Raw genomic sequence first — 17465 nt, 5'->3', positions numbered from 1 at the left:
ATAGCTAAGTAATTTTTAAGGCTTAACTAAAGCCAACTCTAAACGCCCCACAAAATTAATCTCATTAAGCTGTTCATTCGTTATAAATTCATCTGGATATCTATTCTTATCAGGGTTATCACTTGCAAGCCTTACAGTATTAGATCCATAGCTAACAAAAATACGCTTCATTCTTAATTCGTAGTTATGCATGAAGACATATACATTGCCACTTTTTAATGCACTTGGATCTTTATCTGAAATATCTACAAACAATGGACTATTTGGAGCCACTGTTGGATACATGCTGTATTCAGCTGCATAAATGATTCTTAAGTTTTGGGGATTTGATTCAACACCCATCATTTTTAAGAAAAGTGGGTCAACCTGCAGATAATCACTAATGTCTTCTAAAAAGTTCTCAATTCCCGCACCGCAAGCAGCTTTGATGTTTTTGTAAATAGGTATTCGTACATGATTAGGATTAACAGGAATATCAGCCTCACGAAATCTAACAGGGGCAAATTCAACATCTTTGTCTTTTGCTAAAGAAACTTTACTTTGCGCCATTTCATCTGCTGACACTTGAGATAAATCAGTTTCAATCAATTGAGAAACGGTTACACCAGCCCATTTAGCAAAAGGCTCAAGCGTAGATCTACGTGGATCTTTGGTAATGCCATTCTGAATACGAAATAGAGTTGATTGCTTAATTTGTGGATGCTTCTGCTCTAAATCATTTGGATTCGTTTTATTTTTCTTTAGCAAATAATCAATATTGCTTTTGAGATAACTCATTTATCACGATACCTATAAAAAATCGCATTAACTATATTATGCGAAAAAGCATATTTAGACTAAAATAACTCACATTTGCATTGACTATTATGCAAACATGCATAAAATAAGAATTAGTCACGTTGTGAGGATTTTAACCATGACACTAAAAGAGAAGATTTTATTTCTAAAATCTAAAGGATATACGCAACAAACTATTCAGCTTAAGACGGGCATTAAGCAAAGTTCCGTTTCCCGCATTCTCAGTTCAATTCAAAAAAGCGTTCAGTATGAAAAAGGTGCTGCTCTAGATGCTTTGGTAAATGAAATTTCAAATACAAATAAAGAAGCTACAAATCAGGCTGTTGCTTAGGAGAACTCATGAGCAAAGTATTAATCGAATTATCAGAAAGTGCTAGAAATGCAAGATCGATGATTTTGCAATCTCTTGCAGTTGTAAACAATGGAGAGGTTGCGAGCAAATTAGGTCTCGATCCGACAACACTTTCAAAGATGAAAAATGAAAAGAAAAACAATGGTTTGTCCGAGTTGGATGTTTTTTGCGAACTGTTGCAGCTTATTGGCTTAAAGATAGTCGATGCAGACGACGTTTATTGTTCTGTTGAAACAGCAGAGGCGACACGAGAACTATTGAGAAATTGTTTTAATTCTCCTGACTACATGCGGATTTTATTTAAATAAAAAACCGTTTCCTGCGCGAACAGGAAAACGGTCTCAATTCACAAGTAGGAAACCAATGAATATGAAATCAAATATACCAAAACACCCATGCACTAACAAGTGCACTGAGTTTAAAAACGAGCCGTGTAATCACTGTTTAATTCCCTCGAATTCGCTGGAATTAGAATCGACCGAAAGTGATTTCTTGGTCGGTGATGTGGTGTGTATAACAGAGGCTTGGCGACCTAATACCAACAATCTCTATGTATTTGAAAATGCCGTAGGTGATACAGCACAAGTTAGTTTATTTAAATCTGGCATTAGCAAAACTATGGCAATTGCCGCTGGATTTTGCGTGAGCGTTAGAAATATACGCCAAGCCACTGTCGCCGAACTCCACGCCAACCGCCGTTTAACCGAAGCTGAACATGCTTTAGCGGAGGTGTCATGAACACTGAGCAAATCATTCAATCTTGGCATGAACCTGCGTTACACATGCTAGGTTCATTGCTCTCAGTGCGTAAAGCTAATTTACGCAAGATCAATCGTGATGAAAATAATGCCATGGTGTTACAGCAAGAATTCATTGAATCACTGATGAACTACCACAGGATCTCTTTACAGCAAGCGAGTGAAATCGCTGCAAGCTTGGTACGTGCTGGAAGAGTGGCACGTTACGGTCGATTTTTACAGATCAAGGAAGGTGCAGCGTGAGTCATTATTCAACACTAAAAGGTCTAGGTAGAGCAGTTGCTTATTATCCCGCTATTGGTATTGCATTAGGTAATCCACTTGCTGGCATCATGCTATCTCAGTTGATCTATTGGAGTGATAAAACTGATAATAAGCTTGGCGTTTATAAGACTGCTGGAGAGTGGACGGCAGAAACAGGGCTAACATACAGCCAACAGCGTACAGCTCGAAAATTACTATGTTCACTAGGTATTCTAGTTGAGACTGAAAAACGATTAGAGCATAAGATTTTCTATAAATTAGATATTGCTGTATTCGATGATTGGTATCAAACCAACGTAATCAAAGCTGAAATCAGCGAAATTCAAATTGCAAATTCCCGAAATGAAGATTTAGCGTTCGGGGATAAGCAAAACATTAATTCGGGGTCGTCAGATCATCAATCCGTTATACACAAGATTACTTCAGAGATTACTACAGATATAAACACACAAGAGAATTCGCCTAAAAATTCTGTCGATGAAGTTTTAAATCTTTGGGTACCTGATTTGCATTCTTTGAATTCTTGGTTACAGCGCTCTGGTGAACAAGCAATGACTCAAGATCAAACTGAGCAAGTTTTGATTGAGGTGAATTCATATTATTCACCGCGTTTAAAACTAGGAACACTCACAGACACCCAGATGTATTCAAATTTTGTGAAGTGGATTAAGCGCAATAAATCAACAGCGAAAAAACCATCACGCGCTGAAAACAAAAAAACTCAACCTGCAAATCGCAACGTCAACGAGGCATGGGCAAATCAACCACAGTACGAAGGACCTGTTGATCATGTTGACATACCGGAGGATTTTTACTGATGAATGCAATTTCTCTAATCAACCACGGTTTTCAACAAGTGGAAGCATATTGCACCATACACCGTATTGCTAAGGTTCAGTCTGGTCCATTTCAAACTTGCCCTAAGTGCGCCGTGAATCACGTTGAAACAACCAATCAAGATCGCCAAGCTGAAGTAGATCGCATGGTTCGTGATAAACATTTCTCAAGCGCAATGCTTCCAGCTCGTCATGCAAATTCAGGATTTAGAAATTACATGTTGGATTCAAGCAATCCTGGTCAAGCCAATGCGAGAAGTCAGTGTGTGAGTTACACCAAATCAATCGCAATGGGCGTTAAATCAAATTTAATCATGGTGGGGAGTACTGGCGTTGGTAAAACACATTTAGCGTGTGCAGCAGCAAGAACTCTACTCAGCAAAGGACTGTATGTTCGCTATATCACTAGCGAAGAACTTACTCAAAAAATCATGAATGCTTGGGATAAGGACAGCAAAGGTCAATCTGAAGAATCTGTAATTCATGATTTTACTCAATACCACTTATTGATCTTGGATGAATACGGTTTACACGATCGCGAAAAGCGCTTGGAACTGGTCCATAAAGTTTTATATGCACGTTATGACGCAGGTAAGCCCACCATGCTGATTTCAAATCTCACTTTAGCTGAATTGCAAAAAGACTTAGGGGATCGTCTTTGGTCTCGCTTTCAACATGATGATTTGACGGTGGTTAAGTGTAATTGGGCAGATCAGCGCGTGCAAAAGAATGGTGCGGTATGAATTTTCAAATAGGCAATTACGTCATACATCCGAGTACAGGTCGCCCTAATAAGATCAAGCAAATCCGTATTAGCAAGGGTGTGAGATGGTTGGGATTTGGCTCAAACACAATTGGTTGGGTTAAAGCTGAGGATTGTAAGGCTTGGGATGGCCCTAAGGTGTTTGGAGTGACAGCATGAGCGAAGCATTCAATCAACGTATTTGGTCGGTACAAGTCGGCAAGAACGCAACACATGCTCAAATTATCGCTAAACGCCGATTGCGTGAAGAGCTTGAAACCGAAATGGAAAAGTTCTTGGCGAAAGGTGGTGAGGTGGAGACTTTAGATCGCTCACAGTATCAGACTTTCAGAAGCCCTTGTTTTGACAAATCAATACATGAGTTACAACAGCTTGCAATTAAAAACAAGCGAAAGTCGTTTAGCTATTGGTGTGACACGCATGGGATTGCTCAGTTTAGGTCAAAAAATGCGAAGTGTATTCGGTGTGAGGTCACATTGTGAACAAGTGTAATAAGATCAGCAAATTGTATCCGTCAAGAGTAAATCAAACTCATATCAATGAATTGGGTGTGAATAAGCGTATCCCTTGTGAAGCTGATCTACTCAGCACTGATCTTGAAATTTATGGTAATGCAATAACTCGTTGCCAAAATGCTGCTCAAGATTGTCCAGAGGCGGGATATTGCAAATATGGCGAATGCTTTAACCAACTCTCTTATGTTGAATCGGTTGAGCGTTTAGAGGTTATTGAAAAAGAGCTTAAGCATTACAAGAGTAAATGGTCAAAGCTGAATAGTCAGCATTTACATTTAATCTCATGCTTAAAGCTTGCTGTGAGTGATGCTGTAAAGAATAACAACTCAGAATATGCGTTTGCATATCGTTCATGTTTGACAATGTTGGAGCGAGTGATTTGAGCAGCATATCAACCGCTGAATACAAAGCCAAATACGCAAAACAACGCCGTAGCAAGCGCCGTGTGACAGTGAAAAAAGAACGAGTAGTCAGTGAGGGTGAGGCTACGCTCGCACAGCATTTAAAGTTGTACAACATCGAGTTTCAGGCAGAGTTTCAATTTAATTCTGAACGCAAGTGGAGGGCGGATTTTTATATTGTGGGTAGCAATGTTTTGATCGAGGTTGAAGGTGGGATCTGGAGTAATGGTAGGCATACAAGAGGGAAAGGTTATTTAGGGGATATGGAGAAATATAACTCGGCACAAGGGCTGGGTTATTCAGTGTATCGGTATAGCACTGAGCAAGTGAAAAGCGGTAAAGCGATTGATGAGATTAGACGGTTGGTGGAGTGATGGGTATGAATGCAGCGGTTACGATTATGCAAGCAACGGATTGGAAGAAGTATAGCTTTGAAGAATGGTGTCGCCAGCTCGGAGCTTGGATCAATGGTGATAATGAAACGATGGTACGTGTTGTAAAGACTATGCCAACCAAACGTATTACACAGCAACAACGTGAAAAGCTACTCGCTATGTATATGAATGATGTAGAGCTGAAGGATCGTTTATGTGTACGCCGTAAGGGTACGTGTTGCGAGTTAGATAGTAATGAGGCGCGTGCAATACACAAGTTATTTTTAGATATTCAGGCTATTGATGATGAAGTCGTTAATGAATGGATCAGCGCCATTTGGTCCCACTATGTTATGGGAAGTTCAGTACGAGATATTGCAAAAAGTAATGATACGTATGTTTCACAGATCCAACAGGATATTAAATGTGGTTTAGCATTTGTTAAATCACGCTACCCTAATTTCATCATTGAAAAGTTTGTAAAAAAGGAAGTAATTGAATCCACTTGACTGTATATACGGAGTATGGCATATTTCTGCTATAGTGGACGAAGTAATAGTAATTCACACTAGATTGTACGATTAATATACCCACTCACCAAATAAGTGGGTATTTTTTTGTTTAGTGGAATTTAGTATGTGTAATAAGTTGATATAAAATATCAAAAAAAATATTTGTTATTTCTTTCTAATTTTTGTATAAAAAAAGTACAGCAAAAATGAAAGGGGAAATTGAATGCTTAATAATTCTATAAATTTCTTGTTTTTTGTTTTTATGTACCTAGCACTTACAACATTGGTATACATGATTGGAAATTTACCTATGTAGTAGGTTAAATCAGTTGATATAAAAGCTCATCGTAAGGTGGGCTTTTTTGTTGTCTGTGAAAGGTGGCGTCTGAAACCAAGACAAAAATTTTGTTGGCGTGTATGGGGATATTCAGATTTTTTCATAGTGACAGAGTGTAGAAAGTATAGATTTATCAAGAATTAAAATAATATGAAATTTCAAGTATGTGTTAACATCTCTAATCAGCTTAAAATGGTGATTTTTATGAATATTAAAGAAAGATTGCATGCAGCACGTAAAGAATATATTGAGAAATACAAAGTCAGTCCAAATATTATTTTTGTAAGTCAAAGTTTATACAGTGAATTAAGCAGTATGGTTGGTGGTTTAAATTTTTATGAAGCAGCACCCAAGTATTTATGGAATGCTCATGTGATTATGGTTTTAACTCCAAATTATATCAAATTTGCTGAACATTCTGATGTTAAGAAAGCTATTAAGTTGTTCAATATTGACAATTCTCGGGATAGCTACAAAATTGAAAAGACTAAAGCAACTATAGGTAGCGTGAGTGCAGGAAAACACATACCTTCGCAAATTATAAATCTAGAACCAATAGAATTTAGTAGAGAAGAAATTGAAATATACGCAATGCAGACTTAGATCTAGATGTTGTTAAGAATTATCTTTGGAAATTTTTTTATCTGAGACAAAGTAGTAAGCTCTTTTAAAGTTAAATAATTATAATTAAGATCAAAAAAATTAAAAAAGATAACTTTAATTGGGGGTATTGTGTTGAATTTGGAAAGATTGCTTGAATTATATCTCAATCGTAAGGATAGCTTTAAGAAAGCTGAAGAAAGAATGAAAAGACGAGAGGAATTTTTTGAGCAGATAAAAAAAATTGATCAGATGAATGATGTTACTGAAGATCAAAAAAGAGCACTTAAGAATTCTGCATCACAAGCACTTGCAGGGAAAGCTTCTGTTAATTTCGAGCTGATGGACTATTATCATAAAAAACCTGAGTTTGTGAATTTTGAAATAATAGCGCCTTTAGTCTTTATTTGGCTGGATTTAATTGATAAAAATTATATTGGGACAAATCTCAGGGATTTAAGACTCAAAAAGGTTAAGTATTATAAAGAATTATTAATTTTAACTTCGCAGAATATTCTTTTTACTTTAATATTCATTGTATTAATTAAATATGCATCAAATTGTATTACATTTATTTCTAGTGCATTTTTGATAGGAAATACAATCTCAAGCATAGGTTATTTATGTTTTTTAGGATTGTGGTTGGCTTTACTACTTTTCTTTATTTACCTGTGGTTTTCATTACTAGATTTGCCTAGATTATTGAAATAACAATCACTTTCTTAAAGTTTTTTTATTGGATCAATTTTAGTTAGAGAGAATTCTCACCATTTTAAAGGTTTTGAATTCGATACCTTTAATTACATACTAATATTGATTAGATTTACATTTGATTGTAATAATATGGTTGTTTTATTCATACTAATGAAAAAACATAATAACCTTGATCAGCGCAAAAAATTAAGGTGGAAGCCTCACAGAGATGTGGGGCTTCTTTTTGAGTAAAATTTATGGAAATTTCCGAATACACCGCACTCACCAAGAAGCAACCATTAAAACCCAAATCCAAAACTCGCCCATTACCCAAAGCAACTTAATTTAATACCCACAATTTCCCCAAAATTGTGGGTTTTTTATTTACAATATTGTTATATATTAATGGTATGAGTGTTAGTTAAGGGGGGTGCAATGAATATTTGTATAGGCGGTTGTTGGCATGGTAGTAAATTATTGTCAGACCAAAAAACAAATTATTTTTTAGCAAAAGATAGGGTAACGAGTAAGCCTACAAAATATAGAAGATTGGAAGTCATTTGTATGAATAATTCAAAAACTTTTTGGATCGCAGTTGATTTAAACCGTTTAGAGGTTAAGAAAAAAATACAACCTTATTTAGATAATTTACGTTCAAATTTGGACTATCAAATTTAAAGAATAACTTTTTAAGAATGTTTCCTGAGCATTAAATCAGTATCAGGGATGCGCTAACATCCTAAACATTCAGCAAAAGAATAAAGTGATTAATTAAAACCTACATTGTATATGTGGGTTTTTTATTGGGTGAAATATGGAACAGATTAGACCATTCCCACCAGCTGACTTGATTGATCAGGCTGAGGAAGAAGAAAGCATTCGTATAGCACCCGCCGTAGATCTAAAAGATTGGGTTGTGGCAAATTTCCTGACTATTGGTGGTGCGTTACATAATCCCGACCATGACCACATTGCTGAGCTACTTCATGACAATGACGAGTTTCTAGCATTTGCTTGGGCATCATCTGCAGCTCAATCTAAAAAACGTATGGTGTTAGGTCAATGTGAAAAGGTGATGTTCAACGTGGGCGGTTGGAAGAAAGCACGACAAGAACAACAGATGCGGGATTGGTTTGGATTTGTACCCACTTATTTAATTACGATCGATGCGAGTTATTGTGAAAAGAGTAATGATCGTAACCTTTGCGCGTTACTGGATCATGAGCTTTATCACATCGGTGTAGAACGTGATGAAGATGGTGAAATACTGTATAGCGATATGACAGGTTTACCTAAACATTATTTGGCAGCTCATGACGTTGAAGAGTTCTTCGGTGTGGTCAGACGTTGGGGAGCAAATGAATCAGTTAAACGTTTGGTCGAAATCACAAAGAATGCGCCGTTTGTTCCTGATGTTGATATTTCTAAGTGTTGTGGGACGTGTGTGATTTGAGCCTAAGGGCTCTTTTTTTGGTTATCTTGTTATACGTAGTCATACAAAGAGGTGGTTATGGCGACCTTAAAAGAGCCTGTAAAAATATTTATAGTTCAAGCTCTTGCATGCCGTGATACCCCTCAGGAAGTTGTAGACTTGGTAAAACAAGAGTTTGGGATTGAAGTCAATCGAATGCAATGCGCTTCCTATGATCCTACTAAGGTTGCAGGCAAAAACTTAAGTAAAAAATTTAAAGATCTTTTTGAAGAAACTCGCAAAAAATTTGATGAGGGATTAATTGATATTCCGATCGCCATTAAGCATTACCGTATGAAGCAATATGACAAATTACTGAATAAAACTAAGAACACGGTGATGGCTCTAAAAATCATGGAACAAGCTGCCAAAGACAGTGGTGGTCAGTTCACTAATAAAACTGAAAGTTCAATCAAAAATGAGACTTCATATCCATCTGGGTTAGGGCATTTCTATGGGCGACCAAGCAACACTAAATCCGATACTTGAGGATTTCTGGTTAGAACCAGCGCGTAATAAAGTTTTATACGGTGGTCGTTTTAGTTCCAAGTCTTGGGATGCAGCAGGATTCTCTATTTTTCTTGCTGATAACTACAAACTTCGTATTTTATGCGCACGACAATTCCAGAACAAAATTGAAGAATCGGTGTATTCACTACTCAAAGTTCAGATTGAACGTTTTGGTTTGAAGGATCGTTTTCGAGTTCTGAATAATAAAATTGAGAACATTTACACCGGTTCTGAATTCCTGTTTTACGGTTTGTGGCGAAACATTGACGAAATCAAGTCGCTTGAAGGTGTTGATATTTGTTGGCTTGAAGAAGCGCATAACGTTTCGAAAGAACAATGGGAAATATTAGAACCAACTATTCGTAAAGAGCATTCACAATTTTGGATTATCTTTAATCCGAAGCTGACAACAGACTTTGTATATCGCCGTTTTGTGACGAGTCCACCACCTAATACGGTGGTACGAAAGATCAACTATCCTGATAATCCTTTCTTATCTAAGACGGCTTTGGCTGTAGCGGCTGCAGCAAAGGCAGAGGATGAAGAAAATTACAATCATATCTATTTGGGACAACCGAAAGAGGATGATGATTCAGTCATTATTAAACGTTCATGGATTCTTGCAGCAGTAGATGCACATTTGAAACTCGATTTTGTGGGTCTAGGAACCAAGCGCGTTGGGTTTGACGTTGCAGATGATGGTGATGATAAATGTGCGAATGCGCTGGTACATGGATCTATCTTACATGATACAGATGAGTGGAAAGGGCAAGAGGACGAGTTACTGAAAAGTTGTACTCGAACATATTCACTTGCTGAGAAGTATCAGGCACGTATTATTTATGACTCGATTGGTGTGGGGGCATCCTCAGGGGCTAAGTTTAAAGAGCTGAATGAGCAACGTCGTTTGTATATTAAGTACATCAAATTTAATGCAGCGGATGCAGTGCATAAGCCCGATGCTATTTATGATGGTACCCAAACCAAAAATAAGGATATGTTCTATAACTTGAAGGCACAGTCTTGGTGGCTTTTGGCAGATCGTTTTCGCAATACCTACAACGCCATCACCAAAGGTCATAAATACCCCATTGATAAGTTGATTAGTATTTCAGGTGATTGTTCAAATTTAGATAAGTTGATAGATGAATTGTCAGCACCTAGACGACAATTTGCTGATGATGGGCGTGTCAAAGTTGAGAGTAAAAAGGATCTAGCAAAACGTGGCATACCTAGCCCCAACGTTGCTGATGCTGTGGTGATGTCATTTGCACCAACAGCAAATGCATCTTCAGTATTTGATTAGGAAAAATTATGGCTGAAAATACCAAGCCCGATGCAATAGGCGATGCAGGGGCATATACCAACTTTGCCTCTAATATTGGTACCGCACGAGATAAAGCATCACATGGGCAATTTGTACACCGTGATATTCCAGATGATCAACTCGAAGCGGTTTATCAAAATTGGTTAGCGAAACGTATCGTTAATCGTCCTTCCTCAGACATGCTTCGTGCAGGTTGGTTCTTTGAAAATATTCAGGGAAGTAATCTGAAAAAACTTGAAGAGGCATGTAAGCATTATCATTTAAATCAGGTATTACTTTCGAGTTTGATCCTGTCACGTTTGTATGGAAAGGTTTATGTATTGATTGGTTCAGCAGATGGGCAAAATCTAGATCAGCCTTTTGAGATCAATAAACTTGGTGTAGGACGCTTAGAGTTTTTCACGGTGATTAAGAAGAAGTACTTAACGGAAGATACTCGCAGCTATTTACCACCTTCAGCGTGTTGTGGATTACTCAAACAGCCTGAATTTTATAAGTTACGTTTTAATGATGGCACACCTGAAAAGCGTATTCACCATAGTCGCCTGATTAAGATTTGCCATGCTGATGTCGTCAGTGAAGAACCTCAGAGCATTTTGCAGGAGGTGTATGAGGATCTCTTAGATCATGCCAGTGTGAAGCGTAGTACAGCGAGTTTGGTGCATGAATCCAAAATTGACATTATTCGCACGCCAAGTTTGGTTGAAAAAATCACAGAGGATATGAAGTCTGTTGTTGAGCGTTTTATGAGTGTGGGATTTTTAAAAAGCTTAAACGGCATGATGGTTTTGGATACAGAAGAGGAATACGACTCTAAAACATACACATTTGGCGGGTTACCTGATTTGATGCACGAGTTCTCCATTCAAACCGCAGGTGCAGCCGATATTCCTTATACCATTTTATTTGGTCAGTCTCCTGCAGGGATGAATGCCACAGGGGAACATGATACTCGTAATTATTACGATTCAATTGCTACAAAACAGGAATGGATGCTGAAACCTATTTTGATGAAGTTTTTAGCATTAATTTGCCAATCTACATTTGGTAAGCAGTTCCCTGATTTAAATGTGGTGTTTAATCCATTGTGGCAGCTTGATGCCAAGATTCGCTCAGAAGTGGAAAAGGCAAATGCGGAACGCGATGAAAAGTATTTGAATATGGGTATTATCACTGAACCCCAGATTGCACGGCAGTTACAGATTGATGGTGTTTACTCTGTGATTGATGATGATCACATTAAAGAATTGGAAATTATGGTGGATACAGATGACAGCGAAGATCATTCAACTGTTAAAACCCCAACTACAACAGATCCAGAAGCGTAAGAAAGGACGTAAACCTAAGTTAAAACCTATCAAAGTCAATCGTAAAACTGAGCTGTATTACACTCGCCAATTACTTGCCATAGCGCGTTATTGCCAAGATCAAACCAAGGATATGGTTTTGCCGACTGTAGGTGAAAACATTGGTGATAGTTGGTTTAGCGATATGTTTGGCAGGCTGCGTGCCCGATTTGATAACTATATTGCTGAGGTATCAAAGCCCTTAGCAACCAAGATTGTCATTGATGTTATGCAGGAGGTAGATAGTCAGATTGCTAATCACACTAAATCTGTGATTGGGGTGGATCTGACACCGCTGTATCAAGCTTCCGATATTCAAAGTACGGTTGACTATAATATTGATGCAAACGTAGCGTTGATTAAGTCTATTCCACAGCAATATGCACAGAAGTTAGAAGCTTTGGTTTTAAATGCCTTACAGACAGGACAGACCAATGCGGAACTCGCTAAAGAAATTCATAAGCTTGGTCACAGTACAGAGTCTAGAGCGCGTTTAATTGCCGCGGATCAGATGGGTAAAATCAATTCGAATATCAATAAACAACGTCAGTTGGATTTGGGCGTTGAGTCTTATACGTGGCAGACCGCCAAAGATGAGCGAGTTCGAACAGATCATCGGCATAAGCAAGGTAAAACTTTTCGTTGGGATGAACCGCCAAGTGGTGGGCATCCTGGTGAGCCTATTCGTTGTCGGTGTGTGGCGCTGCCGAATTATGATGATATTTTGGTTGATAAATATTGAAATAAATTGAAAAGAGAGTAAATAGTATGTATCGAAGTAAATGTTTTACATATCAATTGATTAAAATATTGGAATAAGTATGGATTTAACAAAAGACCATAAGCAGTTTCTTGAAGAAATGGGTATTAATTTATCACGTTTTAAAAAGCTTGGTCGAGATATTATGGTTTTAATTGAAATAGCAAATGATTATGAGATCCATAAAGTTGATTTGTTGGATGAAGCGAGTTATGTTGCAAATAAATTACAACGCTGCAAAGGGGTGCATACGGTTCGCTCTAGAATAAAAGATACAAGCCATGTTGTGGAAAAAATTATTCGTAAGTGGGAGTGTGAGCCGGTAGCTGAGAAATATGACTCAATTTCTAAAGATAATTATAAAACTATAATGACTGATTTAATTGGCGTAAGGGCAATTTATCTCTTTAAAAAAGATTGGGAGATAGTGCATAAGCATATTCTTGCCAAATGGCAGCTACAGGAAGAAGTGGTAATTTATTATCGCCAAGGGGATAGTTTAGATAAGTATGATGCTTATAATGATTGTAGAAAAGAAGAACATATTAAGGGCTATAGGTCAATTCACTATATTATCCCTGCAACTAAAATTGATGGTAACCAAATAAACTGTGAAATTCAAACTAGAACAATTTTTGAAGAAGGTTGGAGTGAAATAGACCATAAAGTACGATACCCAAGTTTCTCTGATGATCCATATTTACAAGAATTTTTAGACATTTTTAATAGAATCTCAGGAAGTGCTGATGAAATGGGGAGTTTTGTAAACTCTTTACGAGAATTAATTATTCAGCAAGCTGTAGATAGCGAGGCAAGACAAAGAGCCTTATACGAACATCAAAGTCAAATTAAAATATTAGAGGAAAAGATAGATCGATTATTTACAGAGAAAGCTGAATTGCAGGAAATTCAATCGGCATATAAGGCGCTAAAGCTTGCTAACACTCAGAATGAGAATGTAATGTCTAGAGGTAAAAAGGAAACAAGTTCAAGTTTATTGTTCAAAGTTTTTAGTGATTTTATGGATGTTGATAGCACAGGGAATTTCGTGCGAGAGGGTGATATGAAAGTTGCAAGTGATTTGACTAATCAGCGTATAAAAGTTACAAATAATTTAAAAAATACGCCTAACACAAATAAAAATGATTAGATGTTAATCATGCTAAATTAATGAAACCTAGTAACTATTTAACTTTAAATAAAACCCACTTCGGTGGGTTTTTTGTTGAGCCTTATTCATGAAAACCTTATACCAACTCAAAATTGGTGATTTTGCACCAAGTGAATCTTCACGCTCATTTACCAAAGAAGGGTATTTAAAGTGCGTCAATGTCCGCTTGGCGAAAGCACCGCAAGTACGACAGTACTACGCCTATGAATTCCCGTCATTAGAGGGATTTACAGCTGATCAAATCATTAATGTCTACACACCTGCAGATGAGCTCTTTAAACCCGAATCGGTAGCGAGTTTTTCGGGTGTAGATGCCACGGACTATCACCCACCAAAGAATGAAATCAATGCTTCCAATTGGAAGGACTACCACATTGGCTATTGTGAGAACGTTCGCCAAGAAGGTGATTATCTGGTGGGGGATTTACTGATTAAAGACAAGATCAGTATCGATCTCATTCAAAGTAATGAGCGCATTGAAATGTCGCTCGGTTATGCGGCACTCCTTGTTTTAGAGAATGGTACCGCACCTGATGGTACGCCGTACCAAGCGAAGTTTATTAATTTTATTGGCAATCATGTGGCACTGGTGAAATACGGTCGCTGTGGTGGTGATTGTCGGATCGGTGACCAAAAACCAACTCCACAAGAGGAAAACTTCATGGAAGTTATTGTAAACGGTATGCGTTTTGACATTGGTGATAACAAACCATTGGCAGATGCTTTGAAAATCCAACAAGCCCAAATTGAAAACTTAAAAGCTGCAAAGCTCAAAGTCGGCGATAAGCAATTTTCAATTGGCGATGAAATGGCAGCAGTTCAGGCAGTTGTAGATACATTACAAACTGAAAATACGCAGTTAAAACAGCAAGTCGGTGATTTAGAAAAAAATCAAATGACCCCTGAAAAGTTAGAACACGCTGCAGCAGAACGCGCAACAGTGATTGCTGATGCTAAAGCGCTTGTACCTAACGTTAAAACTGAAGGTTGTACCTGTGAGCAGATTAAGCGTGATGTGATTAGCGCCAAAGCAGGCGACACGCTTGTGACGGCTGTATTGGGTGGTGTGTCGGTAGGTGATGCTAAGCCTGATCAGATTGATACTGTATTCCGTGCCTTATCTGCAGTGAAAGGTGTAGCGCCTACAAACTCGGTCAATACGGTATTAAATCAGTTCCAGCATCAACCCACCAATGTTGGGGATCAAAACCCTGATACCAATCAACAAAAGCCAAGCAGCAAGCAAGATGCTTGGAAACAATTATTCTAATAGGGGAATCGAGCATGTCTTTAACACCTCAAGCAATCCCAGGTATGCGTGCGCGTTTGCACATGCCTGAAGAAATTTTATCGTTACCTGTTTCGGGTAGTACTGTGCTCAGTGATGGTGATGTGGTGGTGCAATCTACAGATGGTAAAACTGTATCGGCTGTAATGAGTGCGACCAATACTAAATTTGGTGTGGTGGTATTTCAGCATATTGGCAAGTCGGGAAAAATGCGAAAGGTCTTGAAGCTTATCAGGCTAAAGACTGCGCACCGATCATGCAGATTGGTTCGGTATGGGTAAAACCCACTGCGCCTGTTACAGATATTAATGCCAAGGTTTATGTACGTACTGCCAATGCAACAGTAGATGCACCTTTAGGATCTCTTTCATCGGCTGCTTTGGATTCAACTGAATTACCGAATGCAGCATGGGAAACCATCACGGGTGCAGATGGTATGGCAATTCTTCGTTTACGTGGAGCGTAATACATGTCTAAACAATTAGAACAAATGAAAATCCGCTTAACTGCGGTGGCACATGGGGTGCAAGCAGCAGTCGGTGATGCCTTTAACTTAGATACATTTGCCAAGTTACTCATCAAGCTTGAATCGGTTGATGAAATGTCACCACAACTTGCAGAAGCACAAGCTTATGCAAAATACCTACCGCTTGAGTCACTGACGGGTGCGGTCGTAGGATCGGCAAGTGTATTACAGCGTAAACGTGGTGTAGGTCGTGGTAAACGTCATTCGGGTTTAGGTAATGATGTGCCATTGGCTGAAGTGTTATATGACGAAGTAAAATTGACCGTCCAAGTCGGTGTGATTGGTTATGAAACCACGATCTTTGAAACTGCTGCAGCATTACGTGCAGGGATTTCATTGGCGACAGATAAAATCACTGCAGCGCGTTTGGCATATGAAAACCATATGAGCGATGTAGCATGGTTTGGTGAATCTGATACAGGTTTACTTGGTTTCTATAATCAAACAGGTGTGGAAGTGATTGCATCTACTGTGGATTATGCAACAGCGACCATTGAAGCTATTTTGGCTGATATTAACAAAGCCATCAAAGGTGCAACCAACGCATCGAAGTTTGATGCCAGTGTGCAGCCTGATACTTTTGTGATGCCTGAAAATAAGTTCACGATTTTAGCAAGTCGTATCGTTCCTGATTCGGCAGGTAAAACTTTCCTTGAATATATTAAGGAAAAGAACACCTTTGCAATGCAGGGTAAAACCATGACCTTTACTTCTGAAAGCTACTTGGAAGGTAAAGGTGTAGGGGGTACAGACCGCAGTATTATTTACCGCCGTGATCCAAACTGTATTACTTTCCGTTGTAATGATCTTGAGTTTTTAGCAGCACAGCCAATCAACTACGCAATTCGCACACCAGGTCACTATATGTATGAAGGTGTATATTTGAAGCGTGTTGATTCATTACGTTATTACGATGTGGAATAAGGAAAAATAAACCATGGCAAAAATTACATACAGCGGCTTACAAGCCGCTTTTTCTTTTGATGGGATTCAGATTGGCAAAGGTCAAACCATTGAGCTGACTGGTGCTGAGTTGACCAAGTTGCAAAAAGGAAAAGTCTTTAAGGCTTTGCTTGAATTGGGTGATCTTTCAGTAGATGACACGCAGGACAGTAAAACTACAGGTCGTAAAGGTTCAAGCAAGTCAGATCCTGAACTCGATAAAGTACGTGCTGAGTTAAAAGCTTTGGGTGTGACTTATGCAGATGATGAAACATTAGAGCAACTGCAAGCTAAACTCGCTCAAGCTCAAGAATAATAGGTGATGCATGGACTTACAGACTTTCCGAGAAAGATTTAAATCGGATTCTCAACTCTACAATGCAAGTGAGCCAGAAATCCAAGATGCTTTGGAAGAAGCGGAACTTGTGGTATCGGTCGTGGAATTTGGGCAGTTAAAAGAACGCGCTGTAGGTCTTTATGCGGCACATATTTTAAAAGTTCAAAAAGCTAATCCAAATGGTACCGCCATTTCAAATGCAAGCAATATGTCGATTGCAGGACAAAGCGTTGGTTTTTCGCGTTCTGTAAAAGAAACGTTCTACGACCAAAGCATTTATGGCCAACGTTATTTGGCATTAAAAAATTCCATCCCAATCGATGATAAAGGCACTAACCCTAATAATCTGCGTGTTGGTGCCTTTGTTGTTTAGGAGAAAATCATGTCATTTAAATATCAAGCACCACTATATTTTAAAAGTACAAGCATTCAAATAGCTGGGCAGATGTACTTTCTCGATACACGAAATATCATTGAGTCAGATCAAGATATTTATCACATCTTGCAGCCAATGGGTTTTACACGTTATGTGGAAGAGCCTAAAAAAGTCACAGCGGTTTCAACGACGAAAAGCTAGGTGATAG

Annotated in this window: 25 protein-coding genes and 1 pseudogene; 25 read left to right on the top strand and 1 reads right to left on the bottom strand. The window is 38.3% G+C overall.

Annotated elements, in window-relative coordinates; genetic code table 11:
- Positions 1 to 15: 15 nt before the first annotated feature.
- Positions 16 to 777, bottom strand: coding sequence for a S24 family peptidase (locus HUV91_RS05000; protein WP_174492737.1), 762 nt, complete (start codon positions 775 to 777; stop codon positions 16 to 18).
- Between the two features lie 139 nt (positions 778 to 916).
- Here HUV91_RS05000 and HUV91_RS04995 point away from each other — a divergent pair, with 139 nt between their 5' ends.
- From HUV91_RS04995 to HUV91_RS04875, 25 genes and pseudogenes are all read left to right on the top strand, one after another.
- Positions 917 to 1129 (top strand): transcriptional regulator, encoded by a 213-nt coding sequence (locus HUV91_RS04995; RefSeq protein ID WP_130075292.1) that lies wholly within the window; start codon positions 917 to 919, stop codon positions 1127 to 1129.
- A gap of 8 nt (positions 1130 to 1137) precedes the next feature.
- The gene (locus HUV91_RS04990) at positions 1138 to 1458 is read left to right on the top strand and encodes an XRE family transcriptional regulator (protein ID WP_174492736.1); all 321 of its coding nucleotides are present in this window, start codon (positions 1138 to 1140) and stop codon (positions 1456 to 1458) included.
- Between the two features lie 199 nt (positions 1459 to 1657).
- Positions 1658 to 1888: a hypothetical protein gene (locus HUV91_RS04985; RefSeq protein ID WP_228721839.1), complete on the top strand. Its 231-nt coding sequence runs from the start codon at positions 1658 to 1660 to the stop codon at positions 1886 to 1888.
- Positions 1885 to 2151 (top strand): hypothetical protein, encoded by a 267-nt coding sequence (locus HUV91_RS04980; protein ID WP_174492735.1) that lies wholly within the window; start codon positions 1885 to 1887, stop codon positions 2149 to 2151. The genes HUV91_RS04985 and HUV91_RS04980 overlap by 4 nt, the downstream gene beginning before the upstream one ends.
- On the top strand, positions 2148 to 2990 hold the full coding sequence (locus tag HUV91_RS04975) for a hypothetical protein (RefSeq protein WP_174492734.1): 843 nt from the start codon (positions 2148 to 2150) through the stop codon (positions 2988 to 2990). The genes HUV91_RS04980 and HUV91_RS04975 overlap by 4 nt, the downstream gene beginning before the upstream one ends.
- Complete coding sequence (locus HUV91_RS04970) at positions 2990 to 3751, top strand: ATP-binding protein (RefSeq protein ID WP_174492733.1); 762 nt, start codon at positions 2990 to 2992, stop codon at positions 3749 to 3751. The genes HUV91_RS04975 and HUV91_RS04970 overlap by 1 nt, the downstream gene beginning before the upstream one ends.
- Positions 3752 to 3926: 175 nt before the next feature.
- Positions 3927 to 4253 (top strand): hypothetical protein, encoded by a 327-nt coding sequence (locus tag HUV91_RS04965; RefSeq protein WP_174492732.1) that lies wholly within the window; start codon positions 3927 to 3929, stop codon positions 4251 to 4253.
- A gap of 68 nt (positions 4254 to 4321) precedes the next feature.
- Positions 4322 to 4669, top strand: a complete 348-nt coding sequence (locus HUV91_RS04960; RefSeq protein ID WP_174492731.1) for a hypothetical protein — start codon at positions 4322 to 4324, stop codon at positions 4667 to 4669.
- Positions 4666 to 5061: a hypothetical protein gene (locus HUV91_RS04955; protein ID WP_174492730.1), complete on the top strand. Its 396-nt coding sequence runs from the start codon at positions 4666 to 4668 to the stop codon at positions 5059 to 5061. The genes HUV91_RS04960 and HUV91_RS04955 overlap by 4 nt, the downstream gene beginning before the upstream one ends.
- A gap of 5 nt (positions 5062 to 5066) precedes the next feature.
- On the top strand, positions 5067 to 5570 hold the full coding sequence (locus tag HUV91_RS04950; RefSeq protein WP_174492729.1) for a hypothetical protein: 504 nt from the start codon (positions 5067 to 5069) through the stop codon (positions 5568 to 5570).
- Between the two features lie 544 nt (positions 5571 to 6114).
- Positions 6115 to 6513 (top strand): hypothetical protein, encoded by a 399-nt coding sequence (locus HUV91_RS04945; protein ID WP_174492728.1) that lies wholly within the window; start codon positions 6115 to 6117, stop codon positions 6511 to 6513.
- A 129-nt stretch (positions 6514 to 6642) separates the two neighbouring features.
- The gene (locus tag HUV91_RS04940; RefSeq protein ID WP_174492727.1) at positions 6643 to 7221 is read left to right on the top strand and encodes a hypothetical protein; all 579 of its coding nucleotides are present in this window, start codon (positions 6643 to 6645) and stop codon (positions 7219 to 7221) included.
- A gap of 417 nt (positions 7222 to 7638) precedes the next feature.
- On the top strand, positions 7639 to 7881 hold the full coding sequence (locus HUV91_RS04935) for a hypothetical protein (RefSeq protein WP_174492726.1): 243 nt from the start codon (positions 7639 to 7641) through the stop codon (positions 7879 to 7881).
- 136 nt (positions 7882 to 8017) lie between these two features.
- Positions 8018 to 8656, top strand: a complete 639-nt coding sequence (locus HUV91_RS04930; RefSeq protein ID WP_174492725.1) for a putative metallopeptidase — start codon at positions 8018 to 8020, stop codon at positions 8654 to 8656.
- A gap of 57 nt (positions 8657 to 8713) precedes the next feature.
- Entirely contained in the window at positions 8714 to 9163 is a 450-nt protein-coding gene (locus HUV91_RS04925; RefSeq protein WP_174492724.1) for a DUF2280 domain-containing protein, read from the top strand.
- Positions 9129 to 10490, top strand: a complete 1362-nt coding sequence (locus HUV91_RS04920; protein ID WP_174492723.1) for a PBSX family phage terminase large subunit — start codon at positions 9129 to 9131, stop codon at positions 10488 to 10490. The genes HUV91_RS04925 and HUV91_RS04920 overlap by 35 nt, the downstream gene beginning before the upstream one ends.
- A gap of 8 nt (positions 10491 to 10498) precedes the next feature.
- Positions 10499 to 11839, top strand: a complete 1341-nt coding sequence (locus HUV91_RS04915; RefSeq protein WP_174492722.1) for a DUF1073 domain-containing protein — start codon at positions 10499 to 10501, stop codon at positions 11837 to 11839.
- Entirely contained in the window at positions 11781 to 12599 is an 819-nt protein-coding gene (locus HUV91_RS04910) for a phage minor head protein (protein ID WP_174492721.1), read from the top strand. Before HUV91_RS04915 ends, HUV91_RS04910 begins: the two co-directional genes overlap by 59 nt.
- Before the next feature lie 79 nt (positions 12600 to 12678).
- Positions 12679 to 13767 (top strand): RelA/SpoT domain-containing protein, encoded by a 1089-nt coding sequence (locus HUV91_RS04905; protein ID WP_174492720.1) that lies wholly within the window; start codon positions 12679 to 12681, stop codon positions 13765 to 13767.
- Between the two features lie 88 nt (positions 13768 to 13855).
- Positions 13856 to 15058: a DUF2213 domain-containing protein gene (locus HUV91_RS04900; protein ID WP_174492719.1), complete on the top strand. Its 1203-nt coding sequence runs from the start codon at positions 13856 to 13858 to the stop codon at positions 15056 to 15058.
- A 14-nt stretch (positions 15059 to 15072) separates the two neighbouring features.
- Positions 15073 to 15542 (top strand): annotated as a pseudogene (locus tag HUV91_RS16700) (hypothetical protein).
- 3 nt (positions 15543 to 15545) lie between these two features.
- The gene (locus tag HUV91_RS04890; RefSeq protein WP_174492718.1) at positions 15546 to 16526 is read left to right on the top strand and encodes a major capsid family protein; all 981 of its coding nucleotides are present in this window, start codon (positions 15546 to 15548) and stop codon (positions 16524 to 16526) included.
- 13 nt (positions 16527 to 16539) lie between these two features.
- Positions 16540 to 16860 carry a hypothetical protein gene (locus HUV91_RS04885; RefSeq protein ID WP_107009931.1) on the top strand — a complete coding sequence of 107 codons (321 nt, stop codon included), beginning with the start codon at positions 16540 to 16542 and terminating at the stop codon, positions 16858 to 16860.
- Positions 16861 to 16870: 10 nt separating this feature from the next.
- Complete coding sequence (locus HUV91_RS04880; protein ID WP_174492717.1) at positions 16871 to 17254, top strand: DUF4054 domain-containing protein; 384 nt, start codon at positions 16871 to 16873, stop codon at positions 17252 to 17254.
- 9 nt (positions 17255 to 17263) lie between these two features.
- Positions 17264 to 17458 carry a hypothetical protein gene (locus HUV91_RS04875; protein ID WP_174492716.1) on the top strand — a complete coding sequence of 65 codons (195 nt, stop codon included), beginning with the start codon at positions 17264 to 17266 and terminating at the stop codon, positions 17456 to 17458.
- The last annotated feature ends 7 nt before the right edge of the window (positions 17459 to 17465 follow it).

This window comes from Acinetobacter sp. Marseille-Q1623, assembly GCF_902809895.1.
Taxonomy (GTDB): domain Bacteria; phylum Pseudomonadota; class Gammaproteobacteria; order Pseudomonadales; family Moraxellaceae; genus Acinetobacter; species Acinetobacter piscicola_A.
The sequence above is the reverse complement of the archived record's forward strand: the minus strand, read 5'-3'. Positions and strand labels throughout refer to the sequence as shown.